Here is a 17,508-nt window from a genome sequence, read left to right as displayed (position 1 = left end):
TCAGCCCTTCTGCTTCCGGCGCCTGGCCGCCGGCACGGTGCGGCCAACGATCACAGTACGTCGGGGTGTCTTCTGCGGCACGTCATCCGTCTTGCCCAGGGCCTTGCGGACGCCGTAGCCGAAGGCCGCGACCTTGACCAGCGGTCCGCCGAAGGTGGAGGCCACGGTGGAGGACAGCGCGGACGCGTTGGAGGTGACCTCCTGGACGTCGCTCGCGATGGCGTCGACCCGGTCGAGCTGGGTGCGCGCGGAGCGGACCGTGGTCGAGGCGTCCGCGAGCAGCGGTACGGCCTGCTCGGTCACGTCGGCCACCAGCTTGGTGGTCGCCCTGAGCACCTGGGCGAGCCTCACCAGCACCACGGCGAGGAAGGAGACCAGGATGGCCCAGAAGACGGCCACGAGGATCCCGGCCACCTCTCCACCGGACACGATGCACCGCTCCCTGAATCTGGAAAATCTACGGAGAAAAGTCTTCTCCGACCCTATCGCGCCGGAGATCCGCCGCAGTACCGGAATACGGAGGCGGGCGGCCCGCCGGCGCGGGCCCGGCCCGGCGCGGCTTTGTACCTTCCGCATCCGTGGCAGTACTCTCCGTGTCCCATGCGACACGGACCCATGGGACAAGGGGCGCGGGGCAATCTTCCCTCGGAGCTGAGCGGCTTCGTCGGGCGGGGTGGCGAACTGGCCGGGCTCGGGCGGGCCCTGGAGTCCTCGCGGCTGGTGACGGTGACCGGGACGGGCGGCGTGGGCAAGTCCCGGCTGGTCCTGGCCCTGGCGCGGGCCGCCTCCGAGGAGGTGGAGGAACGCTACTGCGACGGCGCGTGGCTCGTCGAGCTGTCCTGCCTCCGTGATCCGGCGCTGCTCGACCTCGTCCTCGCCGAGGCGCTCGGGCTCACGGACCACACCGTCCGGCCGCCCCGGAAGGTGCTGGTGGAGCACCTGGCCGGGCGGCGGCTGCTGCTGGTGCTGGACGGGTTCGAGCACCTGGTCGAGGAGACCGCCGCCCTGGTGCGGGAGCTGCTGCTGCACTGCCCCGGCCTGCGGGTGCTCGCCGCGGGGCGCCGTCGGCTCGCGCTGGAGGGGGAGGCGGTGTTCCCGCTGGCCCCGCTGGAGGGGCCGCCGGCCCTGGAGCTGCTGGCCGAGCGGGCGGCGGCCGCCGATCCGGCGTTCGCGGTGACGGAGGCGAACCGGCCGGTGCTGGCCGAGCTCTGCGCGCGCCTCGACGGGATCGCGCTGGCCCTGGAGCTGGCGGCGGGCCGGCTGCGGGCGCTGTCCCCGGAGCAGGTACTGGCGCGGCTGGAGGACCGCTTCGACCTGCTCACGGGCGGGGTGCGCGGGGCGCTGCCCCGGCACCGGACGCTGCGGACCGCGATCGGGTGGAGCCACGAGCTGTGCACCCCGGACGAGCGGCTGCTGTGGGCCCGGCTGTCGGTGTTCGCCGGGCGGTTCGACCTCGATGCCGCCGAGTACGTGTGCGCGGACTCTGGTCTGCCGGTGGACCGGGTGCTGGACCTGGTCGGGGAGCTGCTGGACCAGTCCCTGCTGGCCCGGGAGGAGACCCCGGCCGGGGTCCGCTACCGGATGCTGGAGACCGTACGGATGTACGGGGCGGGATGGCTGGAGTCGACGGGGGACGCGGAGCGGCTGCGGCGGCGCCACCGGGACTGGTACCTGGGCCTGGCCACCTGGTGCGAGCTGGACTGGTTCAGCCCGCGCCAGCGGGAGGTGGCCGCGCTGGCGGAGACGGAGCTGGCGAACCTGCGGCTCGCGCTGGAGCACTGCCTGGAGGATCCGCACGAGGCGCACCTGGGCCAGTACCTGGCGGGCACCCTCTGGTTCTACTGGGCGGGCTGCGGGCGGCTCACCGAGGGCCGGTACTGGCTGGACCGGGCCCTGGAGGCCGGCCCGGCGGAGGAGGAGCACGAGGGCTCGCGGCTGAAGGCCCTGTGGGTGCTGGGCTACGTGGCGGCGCTCCAGGGCGACTCGGTGGCCTCGATGAGCGCGCTGCACGAGTGCCGGGACGGCGCGGAGCGGACCGGGAACCGGGTGGCCACCGCGTACGCCGTGCACCGCCAGGGGTGTCTGGCCCTGGTCTCGGACGACATGGCACGGGCCGGGCAGCTGCTGGGGGCGGCGCTGGAGCTGTACCGGGAGACCGGGGAGCTCAACAGCAACGTGCTGATGTGCCAGGTGGAGCTGGCGATGGCGCTGGCCTTCCAGGGGGACCTGGCGGGAGCGGTGTCGCTGTGCGAGGAGGTCCGGGAGATCTGCCAGGAGCGCGGCGAGCTCTGGACGAAGGCGTACGCCCTGTACGTGCTGGCGTACGCGGCCCTGGACGCCGGGGGCACCGCCGAGGCGAGACGGCTGCTGACCGAGTGCGTGTCCGTGAACCACACCTTCCGCGACCTGGTCGGGCTGGTGCTGGCGGTGGAGCTGCTGGCGCTGGTGACCGTCGCCGAGGGCGGTGCGGCGGAGGCCGCGGTGCTCCAGGGGGCGGCGGAGCCGATGTGGGAGGGGGTCGGCCTGCGGCTGTTCGGGTCGGGGTACTTCAACGCGCCCCGGCTGATGTGCCAGGAGCGGGCGGGCGAGGTGCTGGGGCCCGAGCGGTACGCGGCGTACGCCGCCGAGGGCCGGCAGCTGAGCCTGGAGGCGCTGGTGCTGCGGGCGCAGGGGGTCCCGGAGCCGGAATCCCGGCGGCTGCGCCCGTTCACGGGAACGGGAACGGGAACGGGAACGGGAACGGGAACGGGAACGGGAACGGGAACGGGAACGGGAACGGGAAAGCCCGCCGCCCCCCGGAGGGGACGGCGGGCCGACACCAGCCTGTGAGGGCTACGTCCGCTGGATCAGCGGGCGTAGTACTCGACGACGAGCTGCTCGTCGCAGATGACCGGGATTTCCTTGCGGTTCGGGTCGCGGTCCAGGCGGAAGGCCAGGGCCTTCAGGTTGACCTGCAGGTAGCGCGGGGTCTCGCCCTCGCCTGCGTAGCCACCCTCACGGGCAACCTGGAACGGAACCTTCTCGCGGCTGCGCTCGCGCACGGTGATGACGTCGTCCGGGCGGACACGGAACGACGGCTTGTCGACCTTGCCACCGTTGACCTCGATGTGGCCGTGAACGACCATCTGGCGGGCCTGGTAGATGGTGCGGGCGATGCCCGAACGCAGGACCAGGGCGTCGAGGCGACGCTCGAGCTCGACGACCAGCGCCTCGCCCGTCTTGCCTTCGGCCTTCTTGGCGCGGTCGTAGGCGCGAGCCATCTGACGCTCGGAGATGTCGTACTGGGCGCGCAGACGCTGCTTCTCGAGCAGACGGACCTTGTAGTCCGAGTTCTGCTTGCGGCCACGGCCGTGCTCGCCCGGCGGGTAGGGGCGGGCCTCGAAGTACTTGACAGCCTTCGGCGTCAGGGCGATGCCGAGGGCACGCGACTTCTTGACCTTGGGTCGCTTCTGGTTCACGGGGAACCTACCTCCATGTAAGTTAGGTGAGGCTTACCTTATCGAGGAGGACGTAATGTCTCGACCACATGGGATCCCCCTGCCCAGTGCGCACCGAAGTTCGGATTCCAACGAAACGGAATCCGCTTTCGACGACGATAAGCAAGGTCAGCCGCGTCCCAGGGAAGGCGTTCGGCAGCTCACCGGAGCCGAACGCGTACGAACCCTCGTAGAGTCCAACGCCTCAGTATCCCTCATGCTGCCGGGTGGTTTCGACCGCGCGCAGTCGTTCGACCAGGGAGAACTCGGGACAGGGATGCCGGCCGCTCGGACCGTCACCCCGGACGGGGACGTGATTCTCCTGGTACCAGGGGAATCCGCGGCAGCCAGGGCCGCCGCTCACGCCCAGGACGACGACCTCACCGCCGTGATCGAGATCACGGATGTGGCGCCGGTGTCCGTGCCCCATCGTATCCGAGGCCGCGCCCGGCTCACGGGCTGGCTGACGCCCGTCCGCGGCGACGACCGCGCGGCCTGCGCCGCGCTGCTCGCCGAGCGCCACCCGGTGGGCGAACTGCTGGGCGTCGGCGACTGCGCCTGGAGGCTGCTCCGCCTGGAGGTCGGCGAGATCTCGGTGGACGACCTGTGGGGCGCGGAGCTCGTGGACCCCGAGGACCTCGCCGCGGCCGAGCCGGACCCGATGGTCGCGCACGAGACGGAACTGCTCCAGCACCTGCACGCCGCCCACGGCGACCGGATCGGCGAGCTGTGCGGCCTGCTGGGCCCCCGCGGCGGCGACGGCCTGACGGCCGTCCCGCTCGCGCTGGACCGCCTTGGCCTGCGGGTCCGCTTCAGCGGCGGCCCGGCCGGCCCCTTCGACGCCCGCTTCGACTTCCCCGAGCCGGTGACCGACGTCTGCGGACTGCGCCGCGCGATGCGGGCCCTGTTCTCGGCGGCGGGCCGCTAGCCACAAGTCGCCAGCAGCTCCTCGAGGGCGAGCTTCTCCGGCGGGGTGACGGACAGCCGGTACTTGGCCTTGATCCCGGTGTAGCGGCGCGCGTACTCGCACCAGTAGCCCTTCGCCGGGGGCCGCCACTTGTCGGCGGTCTTGCTGCTCTTGTCGTAGTTGGTCTGCTTGTCCACGGCGAGCAGACCATCGAGGTCGTTCGCGTACTCCAGCCTGCGCTGCGCCGTCCAGGCGTACGCGCCGCCCCGCCAGGCGGCGCCGAGCGCGACGACGTGGTCGGTCTGGATCTGCGAGGCCCGCCGGTAGGAGTACGGAAGCTCCTTGCCGGTGTACGGATCGTGCAGCATCCCCGACACCACCACGCAGGGGTTGCGGTCCCCCTGCCGCAGCTCCCGCAGGTCCCGGCGCAGGACGTCGTCCCGGGTGTCGCAGCCGTTGCGGCCGCCGACGGCGTCGGTCTCGTCCGACCAGTACCGGCCGAAGTCCTCCCGCTTGTACGTCTCCCAGTTCCTGCCCCACTCGACCTTCAGCCCCGCCAGCTCCTCGCGGGCCCGCGAGGCGTCCGGCGGGAAGCCGGGGCTCGTCAGCGGCACCCCCGCCACCAGCGCGGCGGCGCCGGCCCGGGCGGTCGCGGGGTCCTCGTGGTGGCACGCGGTGAGCAGCAGCAGTGCGGCGGTGGCGGCGATGAGCGGAGCACGGCGTCCCATGGCGGGAGCCTAGGCTCAGGCGGGGCCGCCTCCGCGCAGGCGCTTGCGCACCATCTCCGCCACGTCCGCGTACCGGGCCTCGGCGCCGTAGCGGGTCGGTTCGTAGTAGCGCTTGCCGTGGAGCTCGTCCGGGGCGTACTGCTGCGCCGCGACGGCCCCGGGCACGTCGTGCGGGTAGACGTAGCCCACGGCGTGGCCGAGCTTCGCCGCGCCCTTGTAGTGCCCGTCGCGCAGGTGCGCCGGCACCGGCCCGGTCAGCCCGGCCCGTACGTCGGCCAGCGCGGCGCCGATCGCGGTCGTCGCGGTGTTCGACTTCGGGGCCAGCGCCAGCGCGATGGTGGCGTGCGAGAGGGTGAGCGCGGCCTCCGGGAAGCCGATCATCGCCACCGCCTGGGCCGCCGCCACCGCCAGCGGCAGGGCCGTCGGGTCCGCCAGACCGATGTCCTCGCTCGCCGAGATCATCAGGCGCCGGGCGATGAAGCGGGGGTCCTCCCCCGCCTCGATCATCCGGGCCAGGTAGTGCAGCGCCGCGTCCACGTCCGAGCCGCGGATGGACTTGATGAGGGCGCTCGCCACGTCGTAGTGCTGGTCGCCGTCCCGGTCGTACTTGACCGCCGCCCGGTCGACGGCTTCCTCCAGCGTCTGGAGGGTGATCTCCGCCTCGCCCTTGGCGATGGCCGATCCGGCCCCCGCCTCCAGGGCCGTCAGCGCCCGGCGCGCGTCCCCGCCGGCGATCCGCAGCAGGTGCGCCTCCGCGTCGGCGGGCAGGGTCACGGCCCCGCCGAGGCCCCGCTCCTCGGTGAGGGCGCGGCGCATCAGCGCGCTCAGGTCCTCGTCCGTCAGCGGTTCCAGCGTGAGCAGCAGGGAGCGCGACAGCAGCGGGGAGATGATCGAGAAGTACGGGTTCTCGGTGGTCGCCGCGATCAGGGTGACCCAGCGGTTCTCCACGGCCGGGAGCAGCGTGTCCTGCTGGGCCTTGCTGAAGCGGTGGATCTCGTCGAGGAAGAGGACGGTCTCCTTGCCGTAGCCGCCGGCGGCGCGCTTGGCGCCCTCGATGACGGCCCGGACCTCCTTGACGCCCGCGGTGATCGCCGACAGTTCGACGAACCGCTTCTGCGTGGCCTGGCTGACCACGTAGGCGAGGGTGGTCTTCCCGATGCCCGGCGGACCCCAGAGGATCACCGACGAGGCCCCGGCCGGTCCCCCGGCGCCCTCCCCCACCAGCCGCCGCAGCGGCGAGCCCGGCTTCAGCAGGTGCTGCTGGCCGACGACCTCGTCCAGGGTGCGCGGACGCATCCGGACGGCGAGCGGGGAGCTCGACGGGTCCTTCTCCTGGCGGTCCTCGGCGGCGGCGGTGAAGAGATCTGGTTCCACACCGGAAGCCTAGGGCCTGTCGTCAAACTCGCGTCGTCGCCCGGACAGACGGGAGTTCGACGACAGGCCCTGAGCGAGCCCGCCGACAGAGCGGTCCCGGCTCAGGAGGTCCAGAAGTCCCACCAGCGGGTCAGGATCAGCATCCCGATGATCCCGACGTGCAGCACGGGCAGGACCCAGGTGAACTCGTCGAGGAAGCCGCGCAGCCAGCCGGGGGCGGGCAGCAGGCCCTCTCGGACGTTGTGGGAGGTGACGTACCAGAACATGACGATGGTCGCGACCCAGGCCAGGCAGCACCACAGGCACAGGGAGTTGATGTTGTACAGCGACTGGTACGTCAGCCAGGCGCAGAAGACGACGCCGAAGAGGGTGCCGGCGTTCAGGGTGAGCCAGTACCAGGGGCGGAAGCGGGCCCCGGCCAGCAGGCTCATGCCGACGCAGACCACGATCCCGTAGGCGACCAGCCCCATCATGGGGTTGGGGAAGCCGAAGGCGGCCGCCTGGTCGCTCTTCATGATGTTGCCGCACGAGACGATCGGGTTCAGGCTGCAGCCCGGGGTGAAGTTCGGGTCCTCCAGCAGCTTGAACTTGTCGATGGTGATCACCCAGGCGGCGAGCAGCCCCGCCGCGCCGGTGATCACGAGGAGCAGGGCCAGGGCCCGGCTGCCGCCGATGGTCCGCGAAGCGGTGTCCGCGCCCGCGCCTGTTGTCGTCATACCCGCCCGCTCCACATCTGCAAGGTCATCAAGCACCGGCCATTGTGCCGTACGGGGGCCCGCGGCGGCCGTTCGACGGGGATAAGGACGTGGGGCGGAGCGGGGAGGAGGCTCCCCGCTCCGCCCCACGGACGGACGGCTGCGGTCAGGCCAGACGGGCCTTGACCTCGGCGACCAAGTCGGCCACGGGGACGGCGATCTGCTCGCCCGCCTCCATGTCCTTCAGCTGGACGACGCCCTCGGCGAGGTCGCGCTCACCGGCGACGACGGCGAAGCGCGCGCCGGAGCGGTTGGCGTCCTTCATCGCACCCTTGAGGCCCTTGCCCCCGTACGAGAAGTCCGCCGCGACCCCGGCCTTGCGCAGCTCGGTGACGGCCGCGAAGAGCAGGCGGCGGGCTTCGGCACCGATGGCCACGGCGAAGACCTCGGTGGTCGCCGGGATGTCCAGCTGGACGCCCTCGGCCTCCAGGGCGAGCACCGTACGGTCCACGCCGAGCGCCCAGCCGACCGACGGCAGCGCCGGTCCGCCGATCATCTCGGACAGGCCGTCGTAGCGGCCGCCGCCGCCGACGGCGGACTGCGCGCCCAGGCCGTCGTGGACGAACTCGAAGGTGGTGCGGGTGTAGTAGTCGAGACCGCGCACCAGCTTCTCGTCGTCCTCGAAGGCGACCCCGGCGGCCGTGATCAGCTCCCGGACCTCCTCGTGGTACGCCTTGCAGGCGTCGCACAGGTAGTCGCGCAGCATGGGCGCGCCGACGAGCTGCTTCTGCACCTCGGGCCGCTTGTCGTCGAGCACGCGCAGCGGGTTGATCTCGGCGCGGCGGACGGTCTCCTCGTCGAGGTCGAGGTCGCCCAGGAAGTCCTGGAGGGCCTCCCGGTAGACGGGGCGGCACTCCTTGTCGCCGAGCGAGTTCAGCAGGATGCGGAAGTTCGACAGGCCGAGCGCCCGGTAGGCCTGGTCGGCGAGGATGATGAGCTCGGCGTCCAGCGCCGGGTCCTCGGCCCCGATCGCCTCGGCGCCGACCTGCGAGAAGTGGCGGTAGCGGCCCTTCTGCGGGCGCTCGTAGCGGTAGTACGAACCGGAGTACCAGAGCTTGGCCGGCAGGTTGCCCTGCTTGTGCAGGCTCGCCTCCAGCGCGGCGCGCAGGACGGAGGCGGTGCCCTCCGGGCGCAGGGCCAGGTTGGAGCCGCCCTTGGTGGTGAGGGTGAACATCTCCTTGGTGACGATGTCGGTGGACTCGCCGACGCCGCGCGCGAAGAGGTTCACGTCCTCGAAACCGGGGGTTTCGATGTAGCCGTACCCGGCCTTGCGCAGCGGGGCGGAGATGGCCTCGCGGACCGCCAGGTACTTCGCCGAGTAGGGCGGGATCAGGTCGTACGTGCCCTTGGGGGCCTTGAAGGTGCTCACGAAGCTCTCGTCACATTCCTCGTCGTGGGGCGGCGGTGCCGTCTCCCAGGCCGGAGGCGACTTCCCGCAGGTACGGGTTGGTCGCGCGCTCGCGGCCGATGGTGGTCTGGGAACCGTGGCCGGACAGCACCACCGTCGAGTCGTCCAGCGGCAGGACCACGCGGGCCAGCGACTGGAGCAGCTCGGCGTGGGAGCCGCCGGGCAGGTCGGTGCGTCCGACGGAGCCGGCGAACAGCAGGTCGCCCGAGAAGAAGACGGGCGGTACGTCCGCCCGCTCGGGCATCCCGAAGGTCACCGACCCCCTGGTATGCCCCGGCGCGTGCGCCACCGCGAACTCCATCCCGGCCAGCTTCAGGGTGGCGCCGTCGCTCAGCTCGCGGACGTCGTCCGGCTCGCCGACGGTCAGCTCGCCCATGAGCGGCATCCCGATGGAACGGCCGATGGCCTTCTCCGGGTCGCTCATCATGAAGCGGTCCTCGGGGTGGATCCAGGCCGGTACGTCGTGTGCTCCGCACACGGGGACCACCGAGGCCACATGATCGATGTGGCCGTGGGTGAGGACGACCGCGACGGGCTTGAGCCGATGCTTCCTCAGCGTCTCCTCGACACCCTGCGTGGCCTGGTGGCCCGGGTCGATGATCACGCACTCCTCACCGGCGGCGGGGGCGACCAGATAGCAATTGGTCCCCCAGGCCCCGGCGGGGAACCCGGCAATCAGCACGTTCGTCCCTCAATCGTCGTCCGGTGGGCGGCAGCGGATCGGAATCTGCTGCTCAGAGCCTACCGGCGCCCTTCATTACACAGCGAACCCATATACGGTACGGCCTAACCGAGCCCGGACAGCGGTACCAGAGACGTACAAGGAGACGACCCGGTGGTCACGAGCGATCAGCGTCGGCGACAGCTCGCCAGGGAGAAGTACGAGCGCCAGCAGCAGCGCCGGGCCGAGGCCCGCCGCAAGGCGCGGCAGCGCTGGGCGGTGATCGGCGCGGCCGCGGCCGTGGTGGTGGCCACCCTGGTCGGCCTCGTCGTGGGCGGCGTCTTCGACGGCAAGGACAAGAAGGAGGAGGCGGCGGCCGAGCCCTCGCCGTCCGCGTCGGCGCCCGAGCCGAAGAAGTCCCCCTCCCCCGCGATGGCGATCGACGACAAGGCGAAGTACACCTTCGGCCTGAAGACCAGCGCGGGCGACATCAAGTTCGAGATGGACGCGGCGAAGACCCCGCAGACCGTCAACTCCTTCAAGTCGCTCGCCGACAAGGGGTTCTTCGACAACACCAAGTGCCACCGCCTGGTCGACGGCGGGATCCACGTGCTCCAGTGCGGCGACCCGCAGGGCACCGGCCGCGGCGGCCCCGGCTACAACATCCCGGACGAGAACCTGGACTCCCTGGGCAAGCCGAACGAGCAGGGTCAGGTGGTCTACCCGGCGGGCACGGTGGCGATGGCCAATACCGGACAGCCGGGGACGGGCGGCAGCCAGTTCTTCCTCGTCTTCAAGGACAGCCCGCTGGCCCCCACGTACACGCCCTTCGGCAAGATCGACGCGGTCGGTCTGAAGGTCCTGGAGGACGTCGCCAAGGCCGGGACCGCCGACGGAGCGCAGGACGGCGCCCCGAAGACCCCCGTGACCATCGAGAAGGGCACCGTCACCAAGAACTGACCGGACGCGGCGCCCCCGGACCCGGCCGGCCCGCCGCCCGTACGTCGATATTCCGTCGTGCGGGATGCGGACAGCCGGCCCGGCGGTCGCCTATGTTGGCGTTGTGCAGGGCGGGCGCTGCCCGCCCCAGGAAACTGTGGACGATGCCCGGGGGTGAACCCCTCACGGGCATCAGGTGGAGGAGGCGCTGTGAGCAGCGACCCGTGGGGCCGAGTCGACGAGACCGGCACCGTGTACGTGCGTACTTCCGAGGGCGAGCAGGTCGTCGGCTCGTGGCAGGCGGGCACCCCTGAGGAGGCCCTGGCCTACTTCGAGCGCAAGTACGAGGGCCTGGTGGTCGAGATCGGCCTCCTCGAACGGCGGGTGCGGACCACCGACCTGTCCGCGAAGGACGCCCAGACGGCCATCGAGCACCTGCGGACGCAGGTGGACGAGCACCACGCCGTGGGTGACCTTCAGGCGCTGCGCGTCCGGCTGGACAAGCTGGTGGCGACCGTCGACTCCCGGCGCGAGGAGCGCAAGGTCCAGAAGGCCAAGCAGGCGGACGAGGCCCGTACGGCCAAGGACGCCCTGGTCGCCGAGGCCGAGCAGCTGGCGCAGAGCGATCAGTGGCGCAGTGCCGGTGAGCGGCTGCGCGCCCTGGTGGACATCTGGAAGGGCCTGCCCCGCCTCGACCGCAAGTCGGACGACGAGCTGTGGCACCGCTTCTCGCACGCCCGCTCCGCCTTCTCCAAGCGCCGCAAGGCGCACTTCGCGGCGCTCGACGCACAGCGCGAGGACGCCCGCAAGGCGAAGGAGAAGCTGGTCGCGGAGGCCGAGTCGCTGTCGAAGTCGACGGACTGGGGTCCGACGGCGGCCCGCTACCGCGAGCTGATGGACAGCTGGAAGGCTGCCGGGCGTGCGCAGCGCGAGTCCGAGGACGACCTGTGGAACCGCTTCCGCGGTGCCCAGGACGTGTTCTTCGCGGCCCGCGGCGAGGTCTTCGCCGAGCGCGACGCCGAGCAGGTCGAGAACCTGAAGCTGAAGGAGGAGCTCACCGTCGAGGCGGAGAAGCTCGTCCCGATCACGGACCTGAAGGCGGCCCGTGCGGCCTTCCGCTCCCTCAACGAGCGCTGGGAGGCCATCGGCCACGTACCGCGGGACGCCCGTCCCAAGGTCGAGGGCCGGATGCACGCCGTGGAGCGGGCCATCCAGGAGGCCGAGGAGGGCGAGTGGCGGCGTACGAACCCGGAGGCGCGGGCCCGTGCGGCCGGTCTGACGGGTCAGCTGCAGGCGGCCGTCGACAAGCTGCGTGAGCAGATCGACTCCGCGCGCGCGGCCGGCAACAACGCGAAGGCCGACAAGCTGGCGCGGGAGCTGGAGGGCCGGCAGGCCCTGCTGGACCAGGCGCTGAAGGGCCTGGAGGAGTTCGGCGGCTGAGGTCCCGTACGTCCCGCACACGGGCACCGCCGGATTCGTCCGGCGGTGCCCGTGTGATGTGGGCCTCCCGCAGGTGTGCGACAGGTTCGCGTATGCGTCCTATTTGTTACCTGGTTTCAACACAGGGCGCGCGCGGGGAGCACCTGACACCTGTGTACCGTTGTACGGTGCCGCAGGTGGCGGCCTTCTGCCGGGCGACGACCAGGATTGAATGTGACGCATACCCAGATACGCGCTGATGTCCCCGACTCACTTCTCGTTGCCGAACCGCTCACCAGCAAGAAGGACTCCGGGCTTCGGGGCGTCGGGCGGCGCGTATTCGCCCACCTGCAGCGGGCCCGCAAGGCACTGCTGATCCACATCGCGCTGCGTGCCACCGGACTCGCCGTCATGGCGGTCTGGGCCGAGCGCAAGGGCGTGCAGCCGCTGGAGATCCTGGGCGGGCGCTGGGACGCCATCTACTACCTGCACATCGCGGAGAACGGTCTGACCACTCCGCTGGCCACGCCGTCGCCGTGCGCCTTCGCGGGGCCGAGCTGCCAGATGGCGTTCTTCCCCGTCTACCCGATGCTGGTCCGCTGGACCTCGTACGTCACCCACCTGCCCATGAACTGGGTGGCGATGGGCCTGGCGCTGTTCGCCTCGGTGATCGCGGCGTGGGGCATCTTCGCCGTCACCGACAAGATCTACGGCCGCCGCGTCGCGCTCTTCACCTGCGCCCTGTTCGCGATCGTCCCGGCCGCGCTCGTGCAGTCGATGGCGTACACCGAGCCGCTGTTCCTCGCCCTGTCGGTGTGGGCGATGTACGCGGTGATGACGAAGTCCTGGCTGACGGCCGGTGTGCTGGCCTTCTTCGCCGGCGCGACCCGCCCCTCCGGTTCGGCCATCGTCGCGGCCGTGGTGCTGGCGGGTGTCTGGGAGTTCGTGCAGTGGCGCCGCGGGCGTCGCGCGCAGCGCCCGCCGGTGGGCCGGATCGTCGCCGCCTCGCTGATCGCCCCGCTGGGGTGGTTCGGGTACGTGGGCTACGTCGGCTACCACTTCGGGCGCTGGGACGGCTACTTCGAGCTCCAGCGCCGGTGGGGTTCCGTCTACGACGGCGGCTTCGACACCCTCAACGAGCTGAAGAAGACCTTCACCGAGGTGCACACCACCCTCAACCACGTGGTGGTCTCGCTCACGGTCGTCACGGCCGTGGTGCTGTTCGTGCTGATGACGCGCAAGCGCCGGCCCCCGATGGTCGTGTGGATCTTCGCCGCCATGATCATGCTGATGGCGCTGGGCGGAGCCGGCTTCTACTTCTCGAAGATGCGCTTCATCATGCCGGCGTTCCCGCTGCTGTTCCCCTTCGCGCTGGCGCTGGCCAGGGCCCGCCGGAGCACCGTCGTGTGGATCATCGGGTCCGCCACGGTGGTGTCCGCGCTCTTCGGCGGCAACCTCAACTTCGTCTGGTGGGGCTGCCCCTGATCCGGCCCGGACGCCACCTGTCCTCATGACTGTGGGCGCCACCCCCTCGGGGTGGCGCCCACAGTCATGTCTCCGGGTTGCGGTCCCTACGGCCTGCGGGCCGAGGTCACGCGGTAGACGTCGTAGACGCCCTCGACGCCCCGTACGGCCTTCAGGACGTGGCCCAGGTGCTTCGGGTCGCCCATCTCGAAGGTGAACCGGGAGGTGGCCACCCGGTCGCGGGAGGTCTGGACGGCCGCGGAGAGGATGTTCACGTGCTGGTCCGACAGGACCCGGGTGACGTCCGACAGCAGCCGGGACCGGTCGAGCGCCTCGACCTGGATGGCGACCAGGAAGACGGAGGACTGGGTCGGCGCCCACTCCACCTCCAGCATCCGCTCGGGCTGCTGGGAGAGGGAGTCGACGTTCACGCAGTCGGCGCGGTGAACCGATACTCCACTGCCGCGGGTGACGAATCCGATGATCGGGTCGCCCGGCACCGGGGTGCAGCAGCGGGCCAGCTTCACCCAGACGTCGTCGACGCCCTTGACCACCACACCGGGGTCGGCGCTGCCGCGGCGCTTGCTGCGGCCGCGGGCCGGCGGGATGCTCTCCTCGATGTCCTCGTTGGCCGCCTCCTCGCCGCCGAGGGCCTGCACGAGCTTCTGTACGACGCCCTGCGCGGCCACGTGGCCCTCGCCGATCGCCGCGTAGAGGGAGGAGATGTCGGGGTAGCGCATCTCGTGCGCGAGGGTGACGAGGGAGTCGCCCGTCAGGATCCGCTGGATCGGCAGGTTCTGCTTGCGCATGGCCCGCGCGATGGCGTCCTTGCCGTGCTCGATGGCCTCGTCGCGGCGCTCCTTGGAGAACCAGGCGCGGATCTTGTTGCGGGCCCGCGGGGACTTGACGAAGCCGAGCCAGTCGCGGGAGGGGCCCGCGCCCTCGGCCTTGGAGGTGAAGACCTCGACCAGGTCGCCGTTGTCGAGGGTGGATTCGAGGGGGACGAGCCGCCCGTTGACCCGTGCCCCTATGGTGCGGTGACCGACCTCGGTGTGGACCGCGTAGGCGAAGTCCACGGAGGTCGCCCCGGCGGGCAGGGCGATGACGTCGCCCTTGGGGGTGAAGACGAAGACCTCGTTGCGGGAGAGGTCGAAGCGCAGCGAGTCCAGGAACTCGCCGGGGTCCTCGGTCTCCTTCTGCCAGTCGAGGAGCTGGCGCAGCCAGGCCATGTCGTTGACCGTGTCCTGGCCGGCGCTGCCCTTGGCGGCCTGCGGGACGTCGGTGCGGACCTTGGAGGTGCCGGCGACGGTCTGCTGCTTGTACTTCCAGTGCGCGGCGATGCCGTACTCGGCGCGGCGGTGCATGTCGAAGGTGCGGATCTGGAGTTCGACCGGCTTGCCGCTGGGCCCGATGACCGTCGTGTGCAGCGACTGGTACATGTTGAACTTGGGCATCGCGATGTAGTCCTTGAACCGGCCGGGGACCGGGTTCCAGCGCGCGTGCACCGTGCCGAGGGCGGCGTAGCAGTCCCGGACGGTGTCCACGAGGACGCGGATGCCCACCAGGTCGTAGATCTCCGCGAAGTCACGGCCGCGGACGATCATCTTCTGGTAGACGCTGTAGTAGTGCTTGGGCCGGCCGGTGACGGTGGCCTTGATGCGGGCGGCCCGCAGGTCGACCATCACCTCGTCGGTGACGACGGCCAGGTACTCGTCCCGCTTGGGCGCCCTCTCGGCCACCAGGCGCACGATCTCGTCGTACATCTTGGGGTAGAGGATCGCGAAGGCGAGGTCCTCCAGCTCCCACTTGATGGTGTTCATGCCCAGGCGGTGGGCCAGTGGCGCGTAGATCTCGAGGGTCTCGCGGGCCTTCTTCTCCTGCTTCTCCCGCTTGAGGTACCGCATGGTGCGCATGTTGTGCAGGCGGTCGGCGAGCTTGATGACCAGGACCCTGGGGTCCTTGGCCATGGCGACGACCATCTTGCGGACCGTCTCGGCCTGCGCGGCCTCGCCGAACTTGACCCGGTCCAGCTTGGTCACGCCGTCGACGAGGAGCGCGACGGCGTCCCCGAAGTCGCGGCGGAGCTGTTCGAGGCCGTACTCGGTGTCCTCGACGGTGTCGTGCAGCAGGCCCGCCATCAGGGTGGCGGGGTCCATCCCCAGCTCGGCGAGGATCGTGGTGACCGCGAGCGGGTGGGTGATGTACGGGTCGCCGCTCTTGCGCTTCTGCCCCCGGTGCCAGCGTTCGGCGACCTGGTAGGCCTGCTCGATCTGGCGCAGCGTCGCCGTCTCGATCTTCGGGTCGTTGCTGCGGACTATACGGAGGAGGGGTTCCAGTACCGGGTTGTACGGGTTGGAACGCTGCACCCCGAGGCGCGCGAGCCGGGCGCGCACGCGGTTGGAGGACCCGGCCGGCTTCGCCGGAGCGGGCTTGACCGGCGGGGCCGGCGGGGGCGTGGCTGCGGCCGCCGCGGCCGGCTCGGCCTGCGGGTCGGGCTGCGCGGCGGAGAGTGGCTGGACCTCGTCTGGCAAGAGCGCTCCTCATGCGGATCCGGGGCCCCGGTCAGGTCCGGATAACCCATGGTAGCGAGGGTTCCGCCACCCCGTTCCCTCCCGCCCGCCTCCTGGGACGCATCGGCTCCCCGGCCACGTCGGCGTTTGAGGCGCGGGGGTCCGGGGGCAGGGCCCACGGCAGCGCGCCGCACGTACGAGAACGGCGGGCCCCCGGGAAACCCGGGAACCCGCCGCTCGGCAGAGCAGGGTCAGACCACGATCAGCGCGTCCAGCGGGGCCCCCGCCAGCGACGGCGTCAGCTTGGCCCGGCCCGGGAGGAACGACAGCTCCATCAGGACCGCCACCCCCGCGACCTCGGCCCCGGCCCGCCGGATCAGCTCCAGCGAGGCCTCGGCGGTGCCTCCGGTGGCCAGGACGTCGTCGATGACCATGACCCGGTCACCGGCCGACAGGTCCTCCGCGTGGACCTCGATCTCCGCGGTGCCGTACTCCAGCTCGTAGGACTGCGCGAGCGTGGCGCCCGGCAGCTTTCCGGCCTTGCGTACGGGGACGAAGCCGATGCCCGCCTGGACGGCGACCGGGGCGGCGAGGATGAAGCCCCGCGCCTCCAGCCCGACGATCTTCGTCGCGCCGTACCGGCCGGCCAGCTCGACCAGCGCCTCCGTCAGGGCCGCGAAGGCCTTCGGGTCGGCGAGCAGCGGGGTGATGTCCTTGAACATCACGCCGGGCTTCGGGTAGTCCGGGACGTCCTTGATCCGGCTGAGCAGCAGCTCGCGGACCTCGGGCGTGCAGGGTGCGGTGGTCACCGGCGACGCCTCCCCTGGCTGCCCTGGGCCACGACCTGCGGGGTGTCCTCGGTGTCGAGGTCGTCCTCGGCGGGTTCGCCCTTCGCGGCGGAGGCCGCACGCTTGGCCAGGACGCGCTTCTTGAGCGCCTTCATCGCCGGCTCGCGCTCCTTGAGGTCGACGACCAGCGGGGTCGCGATGAAGATCGAGGAGTACGCACCGGCCGCGAGGCCGACGAACAGCGACAGCGAGATGTCGTTGAGCATGCCCGCGCCGAGGAAGCCGCCGCCGATGAACAGCAGGGCCGCGACCGGGAGCAGCGCCACGACGGTGGTGTTGATCGAGCGGACCAGGGTGCCGTTGATGCTGCGGTTGGCGATCTCGCTGAAGGTGTAGCGGGTCTGCTTGGTGATGTCCTTCGAGCCCTCCTTGAGACCGTCGAAGACGACGACGGTGTCGTAGAGGGAGTAACCGAGGATCGTGAGCAGACCGATCACGGTGCCCGGGGTGACCTCGAAGCCGACCAGCGCGTAGACGCCGACGGTGATGGTGAGGTCGTGGATCAGCGCGATCAGCGCGGCGACGGCCATCCGCCACTCGAAGGCGATGGCGAGGTAGATCACCACGAGGACCATGAAGACGCCGAGGCCGGTCCAGGCCTTGTTGGCGATCTGCTCGCCCCAGCTCGGGCCGACCAGGTCGGCGTTGATCTGGGTCTCGGTGACCTTGAGGTCGGCCGCGAGCTGCTTCTTCACGGAGGCGGCCGAGTCGGTGTCCAGACCGGAGATCTGGATGCGCAGGCCGCCGGTGCCGAGCTGCTGGACGATCGCGTCGTGGCCGGAGGCCTTCTCCGCGTCCTCCGTGGCCCTGGCCACGGAGACCGCCGTCTTCGGGGTGGTGAAGACGGCCCCGCCCTTGAACTCGATGCCCATGTTGAGGCCCTGCACGGCCAGGGCCACGATCGCCGTGATGGTGATCAGGATGGAAACGCCGTACCAGAGGAAGCGCTTGCCGATGAAGTCGTAGCCGACCTCACCGCGGTACAGCTTGGCGCCGAGATCTCCCAGCTTCGACATCTC

General features: G+C 71.0%; 15 protein-coding genes. 5 read left to right on the top strand and 10 right to left on the bottom strand.

The genetic code is table 11. The features are described from left to right. On the bottom strand, positions 1 to 429 hold the full coding sequence (locus OOK31_RS28880) for a DUF948 domain-containing protein (protein ID WP_267090301.1): 429 nt from the start codon (positions 427 to 429) through the stop codon (positions 1 to 3). Positions 430 to 600: 171 nt separating this feature from the next. Here OOK31_RS28880 and OOK31_RS28875 point away from each other — a divergent pair, with 171 nt between their 5' ends. After that, entirely contained in the window at positions 601 to 2,829 is a 2,229-nt protein-coding gene (locus OOK31_RS28875; protein ID WP_267090300.1) for an AAA family ATPase, read from the top strand. Positions 2,830 to 2,846: 17 nt separating this feature from the next. Here the strand turns inward: OOK31_RS28875 and rpsD are convergent, their stop codons facing one another. Then, the gene (gene rpsD / locus OOK31_RS28870; protein ID WP_030294564.1) at positions 2,847 to 3,458 is read right to left on the bottom strand and encodes a 30S ribosomal protein S4; all 612 of its coding nucleotides are present in this window, start codon (positions 3,456 to 3,458) and stop codon (positions 2,847 to 2,849) included. Between the two features lie 295 nt (positions 3,459 to 3,753). On the opposite strand from rpsD, the gene OOK31_RS28865 reads away from it, so the two are divergent. Beyond that, a complete protein-coding gene (locus OOK31_RS28865) occupies positions 3,754 to 4,404 on the top strand; it encodes a DUF2470 domain-containing protein (protein WP_323188262.1) in 651 nt (216 codons plus the stop codon). Here the strand turns inward: OOK31_RS28865 and OOK31_RS28860 are convergent. The 5 genes from OOK31_RS28860 to OOK31_RS28840 form a co-directional block, all read right to left on the bottom strand. Then, entirely contained in the window at positions 4,401 to 5,111 is a 711-nt protein-coding gene (locus OOK31_RS28860) for an HNH endonuclease family protein (protein WP_267090298.1), read from the bottom strand. The two genes, OOK31_RS28865 and OOK31_RS28860, sit on opposite strands and share 4 nt — an antisense overlap. Positions 5,112 to 5,126: 15 nt before the next feature. After that, a complete protein-coding gene (locus OOK31_RS28855) occupies positions 5,127 to 6,485 on the bottom strand; it encodes a replication-associated recombination protein A (protein WP_267090297.1) in 1,359 nt (452 codons plus the stop codon). 101 nt (positions 6,486 to 6,586) lie between these two features. Then, complete coding sequence (locus OOK31_RS28850) at positions 6,587 to 7,201, bottom strand: vitamin K epoxide reductase family protein (RefSeq protein WP_267090296.1); 615 nt, start codon at positions 7,199 to 7,201, stop codon at positions 6,587 to 6,589. 145 nt (positions 7,202 to 7,346) lie between these two features. Beyond that, a complete protein-coding gene (gene hisS, locus OOK31_RS28845) occupies positions 7,347 to 8,609 on the bottom strand; it encodes a histidine--tRNA ligase (RefSeq protein ID WP_267090295.1) in 1,263 nt (420 codons plus the stop codon). A gap of 10 nt (positions 8,610 to 8,619) precedes the next feature. Continuing rightward, the gene (locus OOK31_RS28840) at positions 8,620 to 9,330 is read right to left on the bottom strand and encodes an MBL fold metallo-hydrolase (RefSeq protein ID WP_267090294.1); all 711 of its coding nucleotides are present in this window, start codon (positions 9,328 to 9,330) and stop codon (positions 8,620 to 8,622) included. Positions 9,331 to 9,483: 153 nt separating this feature from the next. Here OOK31_RS28840 and OOK31_RS28835 point away from each other — a divergent pair, with 153 nt between their 5' ends. The 3 genes from OOK31_RS28835 (at position 9,484) to OOK31_RS28825 (ending at position 13,152) form a co-directional block, all read left to right on the top strand. Beyond that, positions 9,484 to 10,269: a peptidylprolyl isomerase gene (locus tag OOK31_RS28835; protein WP_267090293.1), complete on the top strand. Its 786-nt coding sequence runs from the start codon at positions 9,484 to 9,486 to the stop codon at positions 10,267 to 10,269. Positions 10,270 to 10,458: 189 nt separating this feature from the next. Continuing rightward, positions 10,459 to 11,688, top strand: a complete 1,230-nt coding sequence (locus OOK31_RS28830; protein WP_267090292.1) for a DUF349 domain-containing protein — start codon at positions 10,459 to 10,461, stop codon at positions 11,686 to 11,688. Positions 11,689 to 11,901: 213 nt separating this feature from the next. Beyond that, entirely contained in the window at positions 11,902 to 13,152 is a 1,251-nt protein-coding gene (locus OOK31_RS28825) for a hypothetical protein (RefSeq protein ID WP_267090291.1), read from the top strand. A gap of 86 nt (positions 13,153 to 13,238) precedes the next feature. Here the strand turns inward: OOK31_RS28825 and OOK31_RS28820 are convergent, their stop codons facing one another. The 3 genes from OOK31_RS28820 to secF all read right to left on the bottom strand — a co-directional run bounded on the left by OOK31_RS28820 (position 13,239) and on the right by secF (position 17,505). Next, positions 13,239 to 15,662 (bottom strand): bifunctional (p)ppGpp synthetase/guanosine-3',5'-bis(diphosphate) 3'-pyrophosphohydrolase, encoded by a 2,424-nt coding sequence (locus OOK31_RS28820; RefSeq protein ID WP_267090290.1) that lies wholly within the window; start codon positions 15,660 to 15,662, stop codon positions 13,239 to 13,241. Between the two features lie 230 nt (positions 15,663 to 15,892). After that, positions 15,893 to 16,450 (bottom strand): adenine phosphoribosyltransferase, encoded by a 558-nt coding sequence (locus tag OOK31_RS28815; RefSeq protein WP_267090289.1) that lies wholly within the window; start codon positions 16,448 to 16,450, stop codon positions 15,893 to 15,895. Next, a complete protein-coding gene (gene secF, locus OOK31_RS28810; RefSeq protein ID WP_267090288.1) occupies positions 16,447 to 17,505 on the bottom strand; it encodes a protein translocase subunit SecF in 1,059 nt (352 codons plus the stop codon). The genes OOK31_RS28815 and secF overlap by 4 nt, the downstream gene beginning before the upstream one ends. Positions 17,506 to 17,508: the final 3 nt, after the last annotated feature.

Origin of the sequence: Streptomyces sp. NBC_00249, from assembly GCF_026342355.1 — a bacterium.
GTDB lineage: Bacteria > Actinomycetota > Actinomycetes > Streptomycetales > Streptomycetaceae > Streptomyces.
The sequence above is the reverse complement of the archived record's forward strand: the minus strand, read 5'-3'. Positions and strand labels throughout refer to the sequence as shown.